The 19,477-nt window shown below is 41.4% G+C and carries 16 protein-coding genes and 2 tRNA genes; 12 read left to right on the plus strand and 6 right to left on the minus strand.

Annotated elements, in window-relative coordinates:
• The first annotated feature begins 137 nt into the window (after window positions 1–137).
• The 3 genes from psaM to polA all read left to right on the plus strand — a co-directional run bounded on the left by psaM (window position 138) and on the right by polA (window position 4,016).
• Complete coding sequence (psaM, locus tag DACSA_RS18850) at window positions 138–233, plus strand: photosystem I reaction center subunit XII (protein ID WP_015228708.1); 96 nt, start codon at window positions 138–140, stop codon at window positions 231–233.
• A 492-nt stretch (window positions 234–725) separates the two neighbouring features.
• The gene (locus DACSA_RS04975) at window positions 726–1,088 is read left to right on the plus strand and encodes a slr1601 family putative cell division protein (protein ID WP_015228709.1); all 363 of its coding nucleotides are present in this window, start codon (window positions 726–728) and stop codon (window positions 1,086–1,088) included.
• 3 nt (window positions 1,089–1,091) lie between these two features.
• Complete coding sequence (gene polA, locus DACSA_RS04980; RefSeq protein WP_015228710.1) at window positions 1,092–4,016, plus strand: DNA polymerase I; 2,925 nt, start codon at window positions 1,092–1,094, stop codon at window positions 4,014–4,016.
• Between the two features lie 133 nt (window positions 4,017–4,149).
• Here polA and DACSA_RS04985 read toward each other — a convergent pair.
• Window positions 4,150–4,221: transfer RNA gene (locus tag DACSA_RS04985), tRNA-Val, on the minus strand.
• 75 nt (window positions 4,222–4,296) lie between these two features.
• Window positions 4,297–4,893: a peroxiredoxin gene (locus DACSA_RS04990; RefSeq protein ID WP_015228711.1), complete on the minus strand. Its 597-nt coding sequence runs from the start codon at window positions 4,891–4,893 to the stop codon at window positions 4,297–4,299.
• An 86-nt stretch (window positions 4,894–4,979) separates the two neighbouring features.
• Between DACSA_RS04990 and DACSA_RS18855 the strand changes: the two genes are divergently transcribed.
• Window positions 4,980–5,189, plus strand: coding sequence for a hypothetical protein (locus DACSA_RS18855; RefSeq protein WP_071880286.1), 210 nt, complete (start codon window positions 4,980–4,982; stop codon window positions 5,187–5,189).
• A gap of 7 nt (window positions 5,190–5,196) precedes the next feature.
• On the opposite strand, the gene DACSA_RS04995 is transcribed toward DACSA_RS18855, so the two are convergent.
• On the minus strand, window positions 5,197–6,069 hold the full coding sequence (locus tag DACSA_RS04995) for an ABC transporter permease (protein WP_015228712.1): 873 nt from the start codon (window positions 6,067–6,069) through the stop codon (window positions 5,197–5,199).
• 514 nt (window positions 6,070–6,583) lie between these two features.
• Here DACSA_RS04995 and DACSA_RS05000 point away from each other — a divergent pair.
• Window positions 6,584–8,635 (plus strand): DNA phosphorothioation-associated putative methyltransferase, encoded by a 2,052-nt coding sequence (locus tag DACSA_RS05000; RefSeq protein WP_015228713.1) that lies wholly within the window; start codon window positions 6,584–6,586, stop codon window positions 8,633–8,635.
• Window positions 8,636–8,885: 250 nt separating this feature from the next.
• On the opposite strand, the gene DACSA_RS05005 is transcribed toward DACSA_RS05000, so the two are convergent.
• From DACSA_RS05005 to DACSA_RS19600, 3 genes are all read right to left on the minus strand, one after another.
• Window positions 8,886–8,958, minus strand: a tRNA-Glu gene (locus DACSA_RS05005).
• Between the two features lie 95 nt (window positions 8,959–9,053).
• Entirely contained in the window at window positions 9,054–9,593 is a 540-nt protein-coding gene (locus DACSA_RS05010) for an NYN domain-containing protein (RefSeq protein ID WP_015228714.1), read from the minus strand.
• A 201-nt stretch (window positions 9,594–9,794) separates the two neighbouring features.
• Window positions 9,795–9,980 (minus strand): hypothetical protein, encoded by a 186-nt coding sequence (locus tag DACSA_RS19600; protein ID WP_041235336.1) that lies wholly within the window; start codon window positions 9,978–9,980, stop codon window positions 9,795–9,797.
• A gap of 110 nt (window positions 9,981–10,090) precedes the next feature.
• Here DACSA_RS19600 and DACSA_RS05020 point away from each other — a divergent pair, with 110 nt between their 5' ends.
• From DACSA_RS05020 to DACSA_RS22030, 7 genes are all read left to right on the plus strand, one after another.
• Window positions 10,091–11,122 (plus strand): LysR family transcriptional regulator, encoded by a 1,032-nt coding sequence (locus DACSA_RS05020; RefSeq protein WP_041235337.1) that lies wholly within the window; start codon window positions 10,091–10,093, stop codon window positions 11,120–11,122.
• 318 nt (window positions 11,123–11,440) lie between these two features.
• Window positions 11,441–11,851 carry a hypothetical protein gene (locus DACSA_RS21305; RefSeq protein ID WP_041235338.1) on the plus strand — a complete coding sequence of 137 codons (411 nt, stop codon included), beginning with the start codon at window positions 11,441–11,443 and terminating at the stop codon, window positions 11,849–11,851.
• 351 nt (window positions 11,852–12,202) lie between these two features.
• The gene (locus DACSA_RS05030; RefSeq protein ID WP_015228716.1) at window positions 12,203–13,261 is read left to right on the plus strand and encodes a PstS family phosphate ABC transporter substrate-binding protein; all 1,059 of its coding nucleotides are present in this window, start codon (window positions 12,203–12,205) and stop codon (window positions 13,259–13,261) included.
• Window positions 13,262–13,489: 228 nt separating this feature from the next.
• Entirely contained in the window at window positions 13,490–16,507 is a 3,018-nt protein-coding gene (gene sbcC, locus DACSA_RS05035; protein WP_015228717.1) for an exonuclease subunit SbcC, read from the plus strand.
• A gap of 42 nt (window positions 16,508–16,549) precedes the next feature.
• Window positions 16,550–16,681 carry a hypothetical protein gene (locus DACSA_RS22455; RefSeq protein WP_269544695.1) on the plus strand — a complete coding sequence of 44 codons (132 nt, stop codon included), beginning with the start codon at window positions 16,550–16,552 and terminating at the stop codon, window positions 16,679–16,681.
• Window positions 16,641–18,611 (plus strand): molecular chaperone HtpG, encoded by a 1,971-nt coding sequence (gene htpG / locus DACSA_RS05040; RefSeq protein ID WP_015228718.1) that lies wholly within the window; start codon window positions 16,641–16,643, stop codon window positions 18,609–18,611. Before DACSA_RS22455 ends, htpG begins: the two co-directional genes overlap by 41 nt.
• A gap of 287 nt (window positions 18,612–18,898) precedes the next feature.
• The gene (locus DACSA_RS22030) at window positions 18,899–19,180 is read left to right on the plus strand and encodes a hypothetical protein (RefSeq protein WP_232225209.1); all 282 of its coding nucleotides are present in this window, start codon (window positions 18,899–18,901) and stop codon (window positions 19,178–19,180) included.
• Window positions 19,181–19,477 lie beyond the last annotated feature (297 nt).

Here is a 19,477-nt window from a genome sequence, read left to right on the forward strand (position 1 = left end):
CCAATAGTGACTGTTTGATGGCGATCCCACTTCCCACCGTTAGAATATAGCATTTTGTAACAATTTATATCGCATCTTGCTTGAAATATTGCAAAGTGGTGAAAAGATATTTCTTAGTTGAGAGGAGCTTATAACTCATGTCATTATCAGATACACAAGTGTTGATTGCTTTAGCAGTTGCTTTAGTGCCAGGTGTTCTCGCCTTTCGTTTAGCAACTGAACTTTACAAATAAAAATCGGCGTGCGTCAAGTTTGACAATCTCGATAATTCCGTCCACAGTTGATGCTGTGGGCGTTTTTTTTGCTCGATCGAAGATCATGGAGGAATGGTTTTGCCCCCCAACCCCCCAAGTTTGGCGTTTTTTTGCTCGATCGAAGATCATGGAGGAATGGTTTTGCCCCCCAACCCCCCAAGTTTGGGGGGCTTCCATGAGTAAACTTTTTACGAATAATTATAGAACTGCTATATAGCAATCTGGTTTCTTATGTGAGAAACCGATTAACTAAGTTCCCCCAGAATTGGGGGTTAGGGGGCAAAATTTTCTCGTCACTCATCTTAACTAAGTTCCCCCAGAATTGGGGGTTAGGGGGCAAAATTTTCTCGTCACTCATCTTAACTAAGTTCCCCCAGAATTGGGGGCTAGGGGGCGAAATTTTCTCGTCACTCATCTAGGATTGCTATAGCATAGTTATCAAAAGTTAAGTTTAATTTCTCTTCTGGTAAAATGCCCACAAATCAAGCCACTCCTGTACGTCAAAAAAAAGCCTCTTCTCGACGCAAGAAATCCACCCGCCGCACTTTTCCTCGTTATACTGCATTAACGCTCGAAATTAGTGCCAAAATCCTCGTCAATCTCGTTCTGCTAACGGTTGTAATGACCGCACTTAATAAGTTAATTCCTACCTACAGAATCCAAGTGTCTCGCTTAGAAGAAGTGAAACAGGAAGTGGATAAAACTAAAACTCGTGTTGATGAACTCAACAATGAATTTACTCGCAACTTTGATCCCTATCAAAGCGAGATTATCATGCAGGAACAAACCAATCAAATCAAACCCAATCAGCGTCGCGTGATTTGGTTAGAATGAACAATGACCTGTGAAGCATCAGTAGTGACCGTGACTAACCAACAACAAAACAACAACCAATTATCAATTCTCAACGATTCCCCCGTCTTACTGTTAGTTGATGGTCACTCCCTCGCCTTTCGTGCTTATTATGCCTTTGCGAAAGGGAGAGACGGGGGATTAAAAACGTCTGATGGTACACCGACCAGCATTTGTTTTGGTTTTCTTAAATCCCTGCTACTGGTGTTAGAAGCGGAAAAACCCCAAGCCTGCGCGATCGCCTTTGATTTAGGTTTACCCACCTTTCGCCACGAAGCTGATGAAACCTACAAAGCCGATCGAGCGGAAACCCCTGATGACTTCATTCCAGATTTAGCGAACCTGCAAGAAATCCTTGCCGCGCTTAACTTACAGGTCATCACTGCTGCTGGTTACGAAGCGGATGACGTTCTCGGAACACTCGCTAGACAGGGGAAAGCGCAAGGATACCTTACCAAAATTATAACTGGAGACAGAGATTTATTTCAACTGATTAATGAAACCGACAAAATCAGTGTTCTTTATCTGGATAAATCAGTTTTAAAAGGGTCAAAAACCATAGAAGAATATCACAGTCAAGACGTAGAAGCCACTCTGGGAATTGCGCCAAAACAAGTCATTGATTATAAAGCATTATGTGGGGATAAATCAGATAATATTCCAGGGGTTCATGGAATTGGCGAGAAAACCGCCGTTAAACTTTTAAAGGAGTATGAAACCCTAGATAACATTTATCAAAACATTGATACAATTAAAGGCGCAATCCAAACGAAATTAAAAAACGGAAAGGAAAACGCCGAACATTCTCGTTATCTCGCTACGATTAAAGACGATGTTCCTTTACCCATTACCATTAATGATTTGAAGTTAAAGGGAATCAATGTCGCTAAATTAAAACCCCTTCTCAGTCAATTAGAGTTAAATAAATTCTCCCAACAAATCGACTACTTTAAGGAACAACTGGGAGGAGAGATCATCCCAGACAAAAAAGATGAGAGTCTTTGGTTTTTTAGTCTGGAAGATACCCAACAGCAACCGAATAAAAATCTGACAACTGTTGAACCACAAATTATTGATACCAGCGAGAAACTTGATCAGTTAGTTGAGACCTTAAAACAACATCAAGACGCTTCTTTTCCCGTGAGTTGGGATACAGAAACGACAGGATTAAAACCCCGTAATGCGGACTTAGTGGGAATTGGTTGCTGTTGGGGAAATGATGTAAAAGAAACGGCTTATATTCCTGTCAAACATACTCAAGAAACCTCTTTAGATCAAGATAAAATTATCGCGGCGTTATCTCCCATTTTAGAAAGTGACGACTATCCGAAAACGCTACAAAATGCAAAATTCGATCGACTGATGTTCCGTCATTTCGGAATTAACTTAAAGGGAGTCGTGTTTGATACCATGTTAGCCAGTTATGTTTTACATCCCGAACGCACTCATAACTTAAGCGACTTAACGACGCGATATTTACCAGATTTATCAACTCAAAGTTATCAAGATTTAGACATCACCAAAGGAAAAACCATTGCTGATTTAGACATTCAAACCGTTGCGGAATATTGTGGGATGGATGCGTATGTTACCTACAGATTGAGTCAGTTATTAGCAGCAGAATTAAAAGCCATTCCGAAGTTAGATCAGTTATTCCGAGAGATTGAAATTCCCCTTGAACCTGTTTTAGCAGAAATGGAATACTGGGGAATCAAAATTGATACGGAATACTTAAATCATTTATCCCAAGAAATTGGAAGCAAGTTAGAAGCAATAGAAACTAAAGCCTATGAGTTAGCAGGAGAAGCATTTAATCTTAATTCTCCGAAACAGTTAAGTAAAATTCTATTTGAAAAACTCGACCTCAATAAAAAGAAATCTCGGAAAACGAAAACGGGTTACTCCACAAATCACGCAATTCTAGAAAAGTTACAAGGCGATCATCCGATTATTGATTTCATCCTTGAACATCGTACTTTGTCGAAACTAAAATCCACCTATGTTGATGCGCTTCCCGACTTGGTTAATAATAAAACGCAACGCATTTATACAGATTTTAATCAAGCGGTTACGACGACAGGAAGACTGTCTTCTTCTAATCCCAACTTACAAAATATTCCCATCCGTACTGATTTTTCTCGTCAAATTCGACGCGCTTTTCTCCCCGAAGAGGATTGGTTATTAGTTTCTGCTGATTATTCCCAAATTGAACTGAGAATCCTCACGCATTTTAGTCAAGAACCGATTTTATTAGATGCGTATCAAACAGGGAAAGATGTTCATCGGGTTACTGCTAAATTACTGTTTGAAAAAGAGGAAGTGACAACCGAACAAAGACGGTTAGGAAAAACGATTAATTTTGGTGTTATTTATGGGATGGGATCGCAAAGATTCGCCAGAGAAGTTGCGATGACTAATCAAGAAGGAGACGCATTTATTAAAAAATATCGATCGCGCTATCCGCTGGTTTTTGAGTATTTAGAAACCCAGAAAAAGAACGCCATTACTAAAGGATATGTGGAAACGTTACTCGGACGCAGACGTTATTTCTATTTTACAGGTTCTGCGCTCGATCGATTCAAAGGAAGCGATCCGAACACAGTTGATTTAGCATCAATTAAACTGGGAAAAGATGAAAGCGAAACCCTCCGCGCGGCGGCTAACGCACCGATTCAGGGTTCAAGTGCGGATATTATTAAAATCGCAATGGTCAAATTGAATGAACTGTTAGCCCCCTATAAAAGCCGTCTTTTGCTACAAGTCCATGATGAATTAGTGTTTGAAATTCCCCCTCAAGAATGGGAAGAATTACGTCCCAAAATCAAAGAAACCATGGAGAATGCTGTTGCTTTAAGTGTTCCTTTAGAGGTAGAAATTAAGGTGGGGAAAAATTGGATGGAAGCGAAATAGTTCGATCGATTCTTGGGTACGGCTAGGTTGTTGGGTTACGTTATCTCTTCACCCAACCTACGGCTACGGCTAGGTTGTTGGGTTACGTTACCTCTTCACCCAACCTACGGCTTTGATTTTGTTAAGTGTCAAATGGGCGGTATTGGATTTGAACCAATGACATCCTGCTTGTAAGGCAGGCGCTCTACCGCTGAGCTAACCGCCCAGACTTTTACAAAGATAACACAGGGATTTGAAAAAGGCAACCCCCCTCAACTGAAGATCAGGGGGGAAGTGAAAATTAAACAGAAGCGAAGTAAACTTTGGATTTCACGGGATCAGGATTCATCGTTTTCTCTCCAGGTTTCCAGCCTTCTGGACAAACTTCGTCAGGGTTAGCTTGAACGTGCTGTATGGCTTGGAGGGTGCGTAAAACTTCATCGACGTTACGTCCGAAAGCAAGGTTATTAATAGTGGCGTGTTGAATCACTCCCTCTTTGTCGATGATGAATAATCCTCTGAGGGCGACACCACCATCAGGATCAAGGACATTATATGCGGTGCTGATTTCTTTTTTGATGTCGGAGACGAGAGGAATGTTTAAGTCTCCAACACCGCCGTTTTTACGTTCAGTTTGAATCCATGCGAGGTGAGAAAATTCGCTATCCACAGAAACGCCTAAAATTTGGGTGTTAATATCTTTAAATTCTTGGGCGCGATCGCTGAAAGAAGTGATTTCGGTGGGGCAAACGAAGGTAAAGTCAAGAGGATAGAAGAATAAAACGACATACTGTCCGCGAAAATCAGACAGCTTCAAGGTCTTAAATTCTTGGTCTTCTACTGCGGTAGCGGTGAAGTCTGGGGCTTGTTGTCCAACTCTGAGGCATCCTTCTGTCATGGTCAATACTCCTAAATCCTAAGTTTTACGAACTGTTACAACTATATCATACTCATAACGAGTTTGAGTAGTACCGTAAATGTAGGTTGGGTGGAGGAAACGAAACCCAACATCAATTAGTCATTGGTCATTGGTCATTGGTCATTGGTCATTGGTCATTGGTCATTGGTTATTTGTTCACGGGTTACTGGTCACTGGTCACTGGTCACTGGTCACTGATCACTGATCACTGGTCACTGGTCACTGATTACTGGTCACTGATCACTGATCACTGGTCACTGATTACTGGTCACTGATCACTGATTACTGATCATTGGGATTAAACACCTCGCTGAGTCCTTCTCCGAGTAGGGATAATCCTGATACCATCAGCGTCATTGCTAACCCTGGGAAAAATGCTGTCCACCAAATACCAGTGGGAAGTGCGTCTAAAGCTAAACGAAGGGCATAGCCCCATTCAGGGACAGTTTCAGGTAATCCTAAACCGAGGAAGCCTAATCCGCCTAAAATCAAGATGGCATCGGCGGCGTTGAGCGTAAACAAGACGGGTACACTTTGGATGACGTTGAAGAAAAGGTAGCGAGAGAGAACTCTGGTCGGGGTTGCTCCCATTGCTCTGGCGGCTTCAATAAAGAGTTCCGTTTTAACGCTGGTGGTATGGTTGCGAACCACTCGATAGTATTGCGGAATGTAAGAAATACTGACGGCGATCGCGGCGTTAAATACACCTCTTCCTACAACAAAGGCGAGAGTGACTGATAATAATAATCCTGGCAAAGTGTAGATTGTATCCATTAAAAACAGTAAAGCTCGATCGATGCGTCCTCCCAAATAACCACTAATTAAACCTAAAGGAACACCAATCACTAAACTAATAGAAGTGGCGACGACGACCACCTGTAAAGCTGCCCGACTGCCAAAAATTGTCCGAGAAAAAACATCATAACCTTGACGAGTTGTGCCAAACCAATACTCTCCGTTTGGCGGTTGATGGATGGGATTACTTAAGGATTCGGTGGGACTTTGTAGCCAACCCCAAGTTTCCCAAGTAGGAGCAAAAATCGCGATCGTAATGAACCCGATCGTAATGATTAATCCTAATCCCAATAGCAAGTTTGAGATTGTCAGACGAACAGGAAATCTAATTTTTTGATCAATACTATTTTTACTAACCATTCATTTAATATCAGTTTTAGGTAATTCTTTATCATTGGTGTTGGGTTTCGCTTCGCTACACCCAACCTACTTTTTATCATTGAATAAAACGACATCTTATTCAACGGAATCTTTTTTGTCTCTTTTGTCAAGCTCTGATTAGCTATCCTCATCATATTCTTAGCTTCTGATTAGATTTCTCTATCAATGTAAGGACTTTACATATCTTAACGGAAGAAATTGCCCCGAAAATATTGACGAGATTGCGCCATTTCGGATATGATACAGAAAATGAAAATCCAGAGGGAGTTCTGTCTTTGCTTCAGTTTACAGGGTAAAGACCCTGATTGTAGCGTCTCGATCGAGCAAATTTTGTCAAGTTTTTTGAGGACAACTCACATGGATTTTTATTGCAGAGTTATAAGATTAGTGAAGAGGGGTTGACACGCATTGAGAAGTTAAGCATTGGGTAAAGAACGCGATCGGACGTAAGATAATGTTACCCTCAACTCGTTAAAATTTTTCGTTAGTACAAATGACTCAACTGGATCGGGTAACTTGGGAAAAGGAGATTCTAGCCTCGTCGGAAGCGAGTGCTGTGGGGAAACATCTTCCCAACGCTTTCTATGTTCATCTTAGTGCCTTATCTGTCCTTCCAGAACCCTTACAGAGATATGAGCAGGAAGCACGGAAATGTGTAACAACAGACATCAGTGTTGCCACACTGATTAAGTTTAACCTGAGTGAGCCTAAAGTCTCCTACTTATTTTATCCTACCTTCAACCAAGAAGCACATCCCCCTCTACAAGGAAGTTTACAGGTTAACCTCCTCACCGCAGAAACCAGTTATCGTCGCTATGACGATCAAGTTAACCCTCCCATTCTCCATCGCAAAGAAACCTTTGTCACTGCTGATTATCCGCTTTATGAGCAATTTGTCCAACTGACAGAAGCCGAGGTCAAGTTAGGATTATTGGCTCAACCGCGTTTAATTGGGACAAAGCGAGAGTGGGAACAACGACTGCGCGATCGAGCGGTAGAAATCAAAGGACATCAAGTCATCTCCCATCAAACTCCTCGCAAACCGAAGATCGATCGTCACAAAGCCGCCATCATCCGTCAACAGCTCTCTCGTCCCGTCCGAGTGGCACTAGAAGCGGAATTATTCACCCCTAGCAGCACCTTTTTTGATTATGGTTGTGGACACGGGGGAGATATTGAACGCATTGCCGTCCAAGGCTATGAAAGCGAAGGATGGGACCCTTACTATCGTCCTGAAACCCCCTTAAAGGAAGCAGACATTGTTAATCTTGGCTACGTGATTAATGTCATTGAGGACACCACAGAAAGACGGGAAGCGTTATTGAATGCCTGGCAGTTAACCCGTCGCGTTTTAATTGTTTCGGCACAGGTATTAATTAATGATTCCGCTAACCGTCAAGTTGCTTATGGGGATGGGGTGATTACCCGCCGTAACACCTTCCAAAAATACTACGAACAAGAGGAACTCAAGGCATATATCGATCAAGTTTTAGAAGTGAACGCAGTTCCCATTGGTTTAGGGATTTATCTGGTTTTTCGTGATCAAACTCAAGCCGAGACCTTTCGCGCCAGTCAGTTTCGGTCTTATGCGGCGACTCCTCGCTTACAGAAGCGAGTGCGTCGTTTTGAAGACTATCAAGTCTTATTAACTCCTCTCATGGATTTTTTAACCGAACGAGGGCGTTTACCGGCAAAAGGGGAGTTAGCAGAAGAACCTCAAATTAAAGCCGAATTAGGGGGATTAAGGAGGGCTTTCCGAGTGATTTTGAAAGCGACTGACCAAGAAGACTGGAATGCGATCGCGCGACAACGGACAGAAGAGTTAAAGTTATACTTAGCCACTGCCTTACTGACCGATCGCCCGAAACTGAAAGACTTTTCTCCCACCATTCAACAGGATATCAAAGGACTCTTTGGTACATTTAAGCACGCTTGCGCCGAAGCAGAAGTGATGTTGTATAGTTTAGGGGATCAAGCATTAATCAAAGAGAAAATTAGCAACAGCAAAATTGGCTTAAAACTGGGGAAAAGTTTGTTAGTCCATTTCAGTTGTTTAGAGGAATTAGACCCTTTGTTACGGCTTTATGAGGCTTGTGCGAGTCGTACGATCGGACGTTTAGAAGATGTTACCGTTGTCCAGTTTTATCTGGAGAAACCCAAAATTGCTTATCTATCCTATCCCGAATTCGACAGTGATCCTCATCCGCCTCTCGAAGCCAAAATGGAAATCAATTTAGGAGATTTAAGAGTTCACTACACCGAATATGATCAGGTCAATCCGCCGCTTCTCCATGAGAAAGATAAGTTGGTGACTCCAGACTATCCTCTTTATGAAAAGTTCGCTCGTTTGACGAAAAAGGAGAGAGAACGGGGATTATTAGATGATTTTAAGGCAATTCGCGATCGTCGCGGTTGGTTAAAGTGTTTAGAAGAACACGGAAGCGAACTTAGAGGTTATCAACTGGTTTGGCGTAAAGACATCGATCCTTACCGCTTAAAAATTCTCAAGAATCAGGTTCAACAACGTAAGCGTAACCAAAATTAGTCATTTGTTATTCGTTATTTGTTATTCGTTATTTGTTATTTGTTATTTGTTATCCCATTTTCAACAAATAAATTAGGTTACAGTATATCCCCCCTAACCCCCCTTTGAAAGGGGGGAATAATGGGATAACGAGTAGGTTGGGTAGAGACGTTCCATGGAACGTCTCCACACATGGAACGTCTCCACGCGAAACCCAACATTTTGAGACAAAAAAAGAGCCTTGGTGTTACCCAAAGCTCCTTTTTTTTAGTACCCCCAAGGGAATTCGAATCCCTGTCGCCTCCGTGAAAGGGAGGTGTCCTAGGCCTCTAGACGATGGGGGCTTGTTGTTCAGTCCTTCATTAATCTAACGCAGGTTTTTAGGACTGTCAACATTTTTGGGAAATTTTTTTGCTCTTTTTTTGATTAATCGGATTTTCTATAAGCCGTGACGCAGTTTTGACAACTGTTTCTGGGCTTTTGGATCAAGGGCATTAAATAAAAAACGTCCTTGGGTTTTCTGGCGCGATCGTTGCTTGGTTTTCGTCTTTCGTTTCGACAAGGTTAAATCGTGGGCTAATTGTTCCGCCGATCGCCACTGGGCGCCATAACCAGAAACGGTTAATTGTTGCGCTCGATCGGAAGTCGCCACGATGAGATGATGTTGTACCATTTTCCCTTGACGGGAGTTTTGGGCGCAAAATTTCTCGATGTAGGTATCTGCGGTTTCACCGAAGGCGGTGTAGTAAACTGACAGATAATCCGTGGGAGTTTCGCGGACTTTGGGAGTGGCTTGGAAATGAGCATCAAAGACGACCTGCGTTTGATAGCCTTTGCTGGCAGTATAATTAATCATCAGATCGACGAGTCGGTAACGAGCGGATTCTAAATCATGATCGCGCAAAGACTTGAGTTCGGACCAAGCACCGATGATGTTGTAACCATCCACTAAGAGAATCGGAGGAGTAAGAGAAGACATGGTTCTGCATTAAAATCATTGAAAAGGACAAACGTTATCGTATGTTCACAATGATAATGGCAATTTCCTTCCCCCTTCCAAGTTTTACCCGATGCTTTGTGCTTATTAGTGCCTCCTGTTGGGAAACTGAAAGTTTTACCAAATAAAGGTTTGAGGCGATTCAGTTCAGATAAAAATGCAAGTTCATTGATTGTTCAATCGTCACGCACCTTGCCTCTTGCCTTTTGCCTCTTGCCTCTTGCCTTTTGCCTTTTGCCTCTTGCCTCTTGCCTTTTGCCTTTTGCCTCTTGCCTCTTGCCTTTTGCCTTTTGCCTCTTGCCTCTTGCCTCTTGCCTTTTGCCTTTTGCCTTTTGCCTTACTAAACCAACCAATGGACTTTTTCAGCAACCCCTAATTAGGACGATGATTTCGTGTTACTGTCAATTCAGAAGAGACTTTTCTTCGTTGTCGAAATCAATTGTATTTATCCGTTGTATTCCCCTCTCTTTGGCGAAAAGATGTCAGATATACCGTTTTCTCTCGATCAGCTACGAATATTAAAAGCGATCGCGGCTGAGGGTAGCTTTAAACGCGCTGCCGATACGCTTTATGTGTCTCAACCCGCGATTAGTCTTCAGGTGCAAAATTTAGAACGACAGATGAATGTACCATTATTCGATCGAGGGGGACGCAAGGCGCAATTAACAGAAGCGGGTCAACTTCTCCTCACTTATGGGGAGAAAATTCTTTCTCTGTGTCAAGAAACCCGTCGCGCGATCGAAGACTTGCAAAATCTTCAAGGAGGAACGTTACTCATTGGCGCTTCCCAAACCACAGGGACGTATTTGTTACCGAGAATGTTAGGGTTATTCCGACAAAAATACTCCGATGTTTCCGTACAGTTACAAGTCCATTCCACTCGTCGCACTTCTTGGAGTGTTGCCAACGGACAAGTTGATTTAGCAATCATCGGCGGTGAAGTCCCCACAGAATTACATGACACTCTACAGATTTTTCCTTATGCTGAAGATGAACTTGCTTTGATTATGGGAAGCACTCATCCGATGGTGAAAGAAGATGCAATTCCAAAAGAAGATTTATACAAACTGAATTTTATTACTCTCGATTCTCAATCGACAATTCGTAAGGTGATTGATCAAGTTTTAACCCGATCGGGAATTAATCCGAAACGCCTTAATATAGAAATGGAATTGAACTCGATCGAAGCGATTAAAAACGCTGTTCAATCTGGACTGGGTGTTGCTTTTGCGTCCGTTTCTGCCATTGAAAAAGAACTACAAATGGGAACATTATATCGAATCAATATCGAAGAAGTCATCGTGAAACGTCGCCTCTCTTTAATTATTAATCCCAACCGTTATCGATCGAAAGCCGCTGAAGCATTTATCCAAGAAATTCTCCCCCAATTTTGTACCAATGGCTGGTTTACTGGAAGCGAACTCACCCCCCATCCCGCGCCTTCTCCTCGCCAACGTCCGATTCCCATTGCAGAAAAATTAGAAAACTCTTCTCCTCCTGAAATCAGTTAACATTAAAATGTTATTCAATGTGTCTTATGGAAACCTACTGCAGGCAGACCAGATTGTTCCCAACCCATTGATGATTTTCCTGATCTCGATGAGCGATCTAAATTACAAACCGCTCAACAAAAATACTGCAATTGTTATGGGAGGCCGCAAATTTTAGCAGGGCGTTATATTCCCCAAAAACTGTTAGGAAAAGGCGGATTTGGTGCAGCTTACCTCGCCCTCGATCGTTAGACAACTCAACTGCGTCAATGTATAGAAAATCCAGAATCAGAAATAAATCTTTCTCAAGAAAATCAACCGAACGACGCTTTATCGCCTATGAAATCTCCCAATCATCAACCCGAAAAAAAACCGCCATCCTACTCTCCGAAACCTACCGCTAAATCTCCTCGTTTTGCCTTATGGGAATGGTTAGCCAGCGCTGGATTTACAGGGTTAGAAGGGGCGTTATTATTAATTGCTTTTACCAGTGTTTTTAATGTGCCAGGAATTAGTATTGGGCTTTGGGGAATGAGTATGGGAGGATTGATTTATGCCCAGTGGAAACGCTTTATTGAGAAAATTGATTTCTTGATTTTAGGAGTGCTTACTTTAGCAGTAGTGGTGTTAGTTCCGCCTTTACATAGTATGCCCGTAATGACAGTTATTGTTAGCTCGATCGTTGCGGCTTCTGGCGCGATCGCCTTTACAGCTTTATTTCGTTTAATCTTAAAAATTCTATCTCGATAATCAGATGATGAGTCCCTTATTAGATAAAAAGTAGGTTGGGTGCAGCGAAGCGAAACCCAACACCAATCAGTGACCAGTAGTTTTCCAACTTAATTAGTAAGTAGGGTTTGCTGAAAAAGTCCATTGGTCGGTGAAGACCGTTATTCGTTATTCGTTATTCGTTATTTGTTATTTGTTCACTGATCACTGATCACTGGTCACTGATCACTGATCACTGATCACTGGTCACTGATCACTGACCACTGATCACTGGTCACTGATCACTGGTCACTGATCACTTTAACTCTCTACAGATGGTTAAGATAATAGCAGAATCTAGCACTCTCAAACTCTTAATAAAAAATACCCGCCATGACACAAAAAAATGAAACCCTCACCCTTGTTGTCTCATTTGTTCTCACGTTAGGCATTCTTGGCGGTGGATTGTGGTGGTTACTCAAAGATCGTCAACCCATCAGCACCACTGAAAATAACACCCCTTCTAACCCCTCTGGAAACAACACCACACCCACATCTGAACTCAAAGCAAATTTCGCCAGCGTTAATGGCATTCCGTCTGGATTATTTAACTACGGCGGAAGCACCACCTGGGCCCCAATTCGAGAAAGTGTTGACCCCATAATCCAACAAACCTATCCTGAATTTCGTTTACGCTATACCGATCCGATTTCGGGGACACCTGGTTCTGGAAAAGGAATTGAGATGCTTTTAGAGGGTCAACTCGCTTTTTCTCAATCCTCCCGTTCCCTCAACGAAGATGAATATCAAGCCGCACAAAATCGAGGCTACAGTTTAAAGCAAATTCCTGTTGCTTTAGATGGAATTGCGATCGCAGTTAACTCTAATTTAAACCTTTCTGGTTTAACAGTTCAACAACTACAAGGAATTTATAGCGGTGAGATTAGGAATTGGCAAGAAGTAGGCGGTCCCAACCTGCCAATCATACCCTATTCTAGGGAAATTGAAGACGGAGGAACAGTAGAATTTTTCTTAGAGAATGTTGTGGGAAAACAGGAATTTGGTTCTAACGTTCAATATGTTTATAGTACAACACCAGCACTGAGAAAAGTCTCGGAAAATCAAGGGGCAATTTATTACGCTTCAGCCCCAGAAGTCGTGCCACAATGTACGGTAAAACCCCTTCCGATTGGTCGTAAGGCTGGCGAGTTTATTCCTCCTTATCAAGAACCTCCTGTCACTGAAACCGCTTGTCTTGAACAAGGAAAACGAGATCAATTGAACCTTATTGCATTTCAAAATGGACAATACCCGATTACTCGTCGTTTATTTGTTATCGTCAAAGAAAATGGGGGGAACGATCAAAAAGCAGGAGAAAGTTACGCTCAATTACTGCTTACAAAACAAGGACAAGATTTAATTGAAAATACAGGGTTTGTTAGAATTCGTTAAAGTTTTGTTCCCTAACTCCCAATTCTGGGGGAACTAGAAAAGATCGCCCCCTAACCCCCAATGCTGGGGGAACTAGAAAAGATCGCCCCCTAACCCCCAATGCTGGGGGAACTAGAAAAGATCGCCCCCTAACCCCCAATTCTGGGGAACTAGAAAAGATCGCCCCCTAACCCCCAATTCTGGGGGGAGTGCTATGGCAATATTACCTTTAAAAATAAACAATAAACGATGATTCCACAACAATTAATCCTTTCTAACTTCCTGAGTTATCAACAAGCAAATCTCGATTTTACTGGACTCCATACCGCTTGTATTTGTGGCGCAAATGGTGCGGGAAAATCATCCCTCCTCGAAGCAATTACTTGGGTTTTATGGGGGAAAACTCGTGCGACTTCCGATGAAGAGGTTATAAATAGCACCGCAAAAGAAGCACAAGTAGATTTTAGATTTCAATACAATGGTGACACTTATCGAGTTTTACGCAGCCGCAAAAAAGGACAAAGTGCGTCTTTAGAGTTACAAGTTCAAAACAGTAATGATCAGTTTCAATCATTAACCGCAAAAGGCGTTAAAGCCACTCAAAAGAAAATTAATGAACTGCTGAAACTTGATTATGATACGTTTATTAATTCGGCTTATCTTCGACAAGGACGTGCGGATGAGTTTATGTTACGTTCTCCCAGCCAACGAAAAGATGTTTTAGCAGAATTACTGAAACTTGATCAATATCAAACTTTAGCAGAGGATGCGAAAGGAATTTCTAGAACGCTGAAAGGACAAACTGATCAATTAGAACAAAGTTTAGCCCCGACGGAACAGGAATTAGAACAAAAAAAGACGATTCAGCAACAGTTAGAAACAATTAATCAAAACTATCAGCAGTTACAATCAACTCAAGAAAAAGACCAAGCACAATTTCAACAGTTACAAACGTTAGATTCTCAAAGACAAACGAAACAGGAACAAGTTAATTGGTATCAGCAACAGGATCAAACTTTTTCTAAAGAGTGCGAAAAATTAAGGGAACAACAATCTAAACTGGAAACAAGTCTTTCTCAAATCAGTCAGTTGTTAGAACAAGAATCTTTGATTAATCAGAATTATCAGCAATATCTCGATTTACAAAAAGAACAGGAAACCCTTTCCGAGAAATTCCAAACTTATCAAGATTTACAACAGCAACGTCAACAGATACAGCAACAGCAACAAGCGACAATTAATCAGTTAAAGTTACAGCAACAACGCTTAGAAACTGAATTAGAAAATTTACAGACTGAGGAACAAGCTACACAAAAAATTCTCCAACAATCAGATGAGATTAATCAAGCATTAAATGCGCTGAAAAAAGCTCGTCAACGGCTTAAGGAATTAGACCAACTCCAACAAGAAGTTTCTCCGCTTATCCAACGTCGTCAAACCCTACAGGTAGAAATTGAACGGGAAGCAGCGCGACGAAAAGCACGGTTAGAACAGATTGAAAGTAATCAGCAAGAGTTACAACAAGAGTTAGCAAAATTTCCTGATCGAGAAACTGAGTATAACACAATTCAAGAAAAATTAGAAGCACTGAAGAAAAAGCAGAATTATTCCCAACGCATACAGGAGAAAAGACAACAGCAGCAAAGCATCCAAGAAAGACTAAAACAAGAGGAAAAAAACTATGAGAAACAGTTAGCGGATTTAGTGAAAAAGTTAGAGTTATTACAGAATCCACAAGCGAGTTGTCCATTATGTGAACGTCCTTTAGATACGGAACATAAACAGCGTGTTACTGCTAAAACGAATCGAGAATATGAGACAATTCAAACGGAAAAGGAAACGATTTGGGAAGACTTAGCAAAATCGAAACGCGAGTTGGATAAATATACTCAAGAGTATGAAGCTATTAGTGAAGAATTAGCCGAATATGATCACTTGGTTTCTCGTAGTGGACAGCTAGAATCTTACTTTGATGAGGTTTGTGATCTCCATGAAAAAATTTCTAATTTGAAGCAAGAGAAACGGGAAATAGAGAACGCATTAGAGACGCAAAATTATGCGGAAACCTATCAAACAGAGTTACAAAATATAGAACAGCGTCTTGGTGAGATTAATTATGATGAAAAAACGCACGCTGTCGCACGAGAGAAGGTGGATAATTTACGTTATGCTGACCGTAAAGGGGAACAGTTAGAGGAGGCGAAAAAACAAGTTAAACGCATTAATGAACGGAAACCAGTATTAGAAACTAAGCTGAAGGAAGTCCAACAAAAGATTACGGATGCGGAAAGAGAAGAGACAGAAAAGTTACAAAATATTGATCAAGCAATTACAGATTTAGGTTACACCCGATCGCGCCACAATGAAATTATAACTGCTATCAAGGAAAAACAAAACAGTCAGCTTCAATATCAAAAACTCCAACAAGCCAAAGCAGATTATCCTCAAAAACAACAGGAATTAACTGAGGTTAAGGAAAGTCTAGCGAGTAAGGAACAAGAGAAAGCCAACTGTCAGCAACAACTGGAAAATCTCACCGCAGAATTAGCAAAAATTACTGATGTTCGGGAAGAGATGGAGAAGTTAAAAGCGAAGATTCAACAACAGCGTCAGCAATTGGATCAGTTGATATCAGAGAAAGGAAAATTAGAGCAAAAATTAAACTATCTAGAGGAGTTAAAAGCGAAGTATCAAAACGCAAAAGAAGAGTTAAAAACCCTGAAACGTAAACAAACGATTTATAATGAATTGTCGCAAGCATTTGGGAAAAATGGGATTCAAGCGCTGATGATTGAAAACGTTTTACCCCAACTAGAAGCGCAAACGAATCGCATATTAACTCGCTTGACAGGGAATCAGCTTCATGTACAGTTTTTAACTCAAAAGGCTGGAAAAGGTCGATCGAAAAAGCAAGCCAAACTCATTGATACCCTTGATATTATCATCGCGGATACTCAAGGCACAAGAGCTTATGAAACCTATTCTGGAGGTGAAGGATTTCGGATTAATTTTGCCATTCGTTTAGCCCTAGCGAAACTCTTAGCACAACGCGCGGGAACTGCTTTACAATTGTTGATTATAGATGAAGGATTTGGTACACAAGACGCAGAAGGATGTGAACGTTTAATTAGTTCAATTAATGCAATTGCGCCTGAATTTTCCTGTATTCTTGCGGTGACTCATATGCCACAATTTAAAGAGGCGTTTCAGCATCGGATTGAGGTGACAAAAACCGCAGACGGATCACAGATTTCTGTTTTCTCTTAAAATAATTGGTCTCGGTTGGTCGGTCGAAGTAGGGAAACCCGAATGAAAAAAGCACGGGAATTTGGGATTTCCCTGAAGCGCTCGATCGCGCACAATGCAAGAAGAAGTGAACAATTTAAAGAAGAGGAAACCTATGACCGTTTTAGAACAAGGGAAAATAACAATCCACAGTGAAAACATTTTTCCGATTATTAAAAAATCGCTCTACACCAATCACGAAATCTTCTTACGAGAACTGATTTCTAATGCTGTTGATGCCATCAGTAAACTGAAAATGGCTTCCCTGTCTGGAGAATTAAAGGGAGAAATTGGAGAACCAGAAGTCAAAATTCATTTAGACCAAGGTAAGAAACAAATCTCTGTTTCTGATAATGGCATCGGAATGACCGCCGATGAGATCAAAAAATATAATAACCAAGTCGCATTTTCCAGCGCGGAAGACTTTATTAAAAAATATCAAAATAGCGATAATAAGCTCATTGGTCATTTTGGACTAGGATTTTATTCCTGTTTCATGGTTGCGGAAAAAGTTGAAATTGATACCCTATCTTATCAAGAAGGAGAAAAAGCAGTCCATTGGAGTTGTGACGGTTCACCAGAATTTCAACTGGAAGAATCCGATCGAAAAACGCGAGGAACAACGATTACAGTTACTCTTTTAGACGAGGAAAAAGAATACGCAGAACAACAACGCATCCGACAACTGGTTAAAACCTACTGTGATTTTATGCCAGTTCCGATTAAATTAGACGGTGAAACAATCAACCGTCAGCGTTCGATTTGGAAAGAATCGCCACGAGACTTAACCGACGAAGACTATCTCGAATTTTACCGTTATTTATATCCTTATCAAGAAGAACCCTTACTCTGGGTTCACCTCAACACTGATTATCCTTTTCTCCTCAATGGAATCCTTTATTTCCCGAAATTAAAACCTGATGTGGATGTCAGTCGGGGACATATTAAACTGTTTTGTAATCAAGTATTTGTTAGCGATAACTGCGAAGAAATTATCCCTGAATTTTTACTTCCTTTGCGCGGTGTTATCGACAGTCCAGATATTCCCTTAAACGTCTCCCGTAGTGCTTTAACTGCTAATCGAACGGTTCGTCGTATTGCTGATTATATTACGAAAAAAATCGGCGATCGTCTCAAATCTCTCTATGAAGATAATCCCAAAACTTACATCAACAGTTGGCAAGATTTAGGGACGTTTGTTAAATATGGTGCGTTACGAGATGAGAAGTTTAAAAAACAAGTGGAAGACATTATTATCTTCCGCAGCACTGCTGATTTAGGGGGAAATACGCCACAAGTAGAAGTGCAAAAAGAAGGGGAAGATGCTTGGGAAGAGGCGACCCCAACTCAACAAGCAACAGACGAACAAGGCTATTATTACACCACCCTTAAAGATTACCTCGAACGAAACCAAGAGAAACACGAAAACCGTGTTTTCTACTGTACTGATCCTTCGACACAAAGCACTTATGTGGAGTTGTATAAAAATCAAGGGTTAGAAGTCCTGTTTATGGACTCTTTCATTGATAACAATTATTTCATTCCTTTCTTAGAACAGGAGTATTCTAACTTGCAATTTACGCGAGTGGATGCGGAATTAGATGACACTTTAGTTGACAATGACCAAGCGGGAGAAATTGTTGATCCGCAAACGAATAAAACTCGCAATGAGGTGGTTAAAGAGTTATTTGAAGGCGCGATCAATAATTCCAATGTAAACATTAAAACGCAAGCGATTAAATCAGATGATCCGCAAAATTCACCGCCAGCGATGGTATTATTACCAGAGGCAATGCGTCGGATGCAGGAAATGACAGCGTTGATGCAACAACAATCAATGCAATTCCCAGAACAGCACGTTTTAGTTGTTAATACGGCACATCCTTTAATTCAAAATATTGTGCAACTTAATCAAGGAGGAATTATTCAAAGCAGTAGCGGTGAGTCTTCCTCTAATGAGTTAGCAAAAATGATGTGTCGTCATGTTTATGACTTGGCGTTAATGGCACAAAAAGCATTTGATGCTGAAGGGATGCAGCAGTTTATTGAGCGATCGAATCAAGTTTTAACTCGTTTAACCAAGTAAGAATCATCTCTATTTAGGGTTTGCTGAAAAAGTTAATTAGTTGGTGTAGTAAGGCAAAAGGCAAGTTGCCTTAGGCAAGAGGGAAGAGGGGAGATGGGGGAGATGGGGGAGATGGGGGAGATGGGGGAGATGGGGGAGATGCGGAAGATGGGGGAGATGGGGGAGATGCGGAAGATGCGGAAGATGGGGGAGATGGGGAAGATGCGGAAGATGGGGGAGATGCGGAAGATGGGGGAGATGGGGGAGATGCGGAAGATGGGGGAGATGCGGAAGATGGGGGAGAAAAATTGTCTCCCTTGTCTCCCATTTCTCCCTTGTCTCCCTTGTCTCCCATTTCTCCCATTTCTCCCTTGTCTCCCTTGTCTCCCTTGTCTCCCATTTCTCCCATTTCTCCCTTGTCTCCCTTGTCTCCCTTGTCTCCCTTGTCTCCCTTGTCTCCCTTGTCTCCCTTGTCTCCCTTGCACTTTTTTGAGGGGTTAAGAGCCTTAAAGCCTCATTGGGTAAAGGTTTCAGTTTTATTCAGTAAGCCCCAATTAAAATTACACCTTATGTTACTTATATCCTCTTAGCGAGCGTGGTTTTTCTCTTCTCAATCGGGTGTTCCGTTATGAGGAACTTACTCAGACTTAACCACGTTTACTCAAAACCTGATTTACTCTGATGTCCACTTCCTGCTTCTTTCCGCTCAGGGCTTTTTCTGGCAACGTCGGCGTTAACCAGTCCACAGGCTGACACGATGTAACTCACCGCCAAAAAGTGACTTATTCTTAAACTGTCTTGGTTATTGATCAGTTAAAGTTAGCCACTCTTATATTATATTAGTTAATTTGGCTAACTAAGTTAAGAAATGGTTAAGTTTCCACTTT

The sequence above is a fragment of the Dactylococcopsis salina PCC 8305 genome (assembly GCF_000317615.1).
In the GTDB taxonomy this organism is placed as follows: Bacteria; Cyanobacteriota; Cyanobacteriia; order Cyanobacteriales; family Rubidibacteraceae; genus Halothece; species Halothece salina.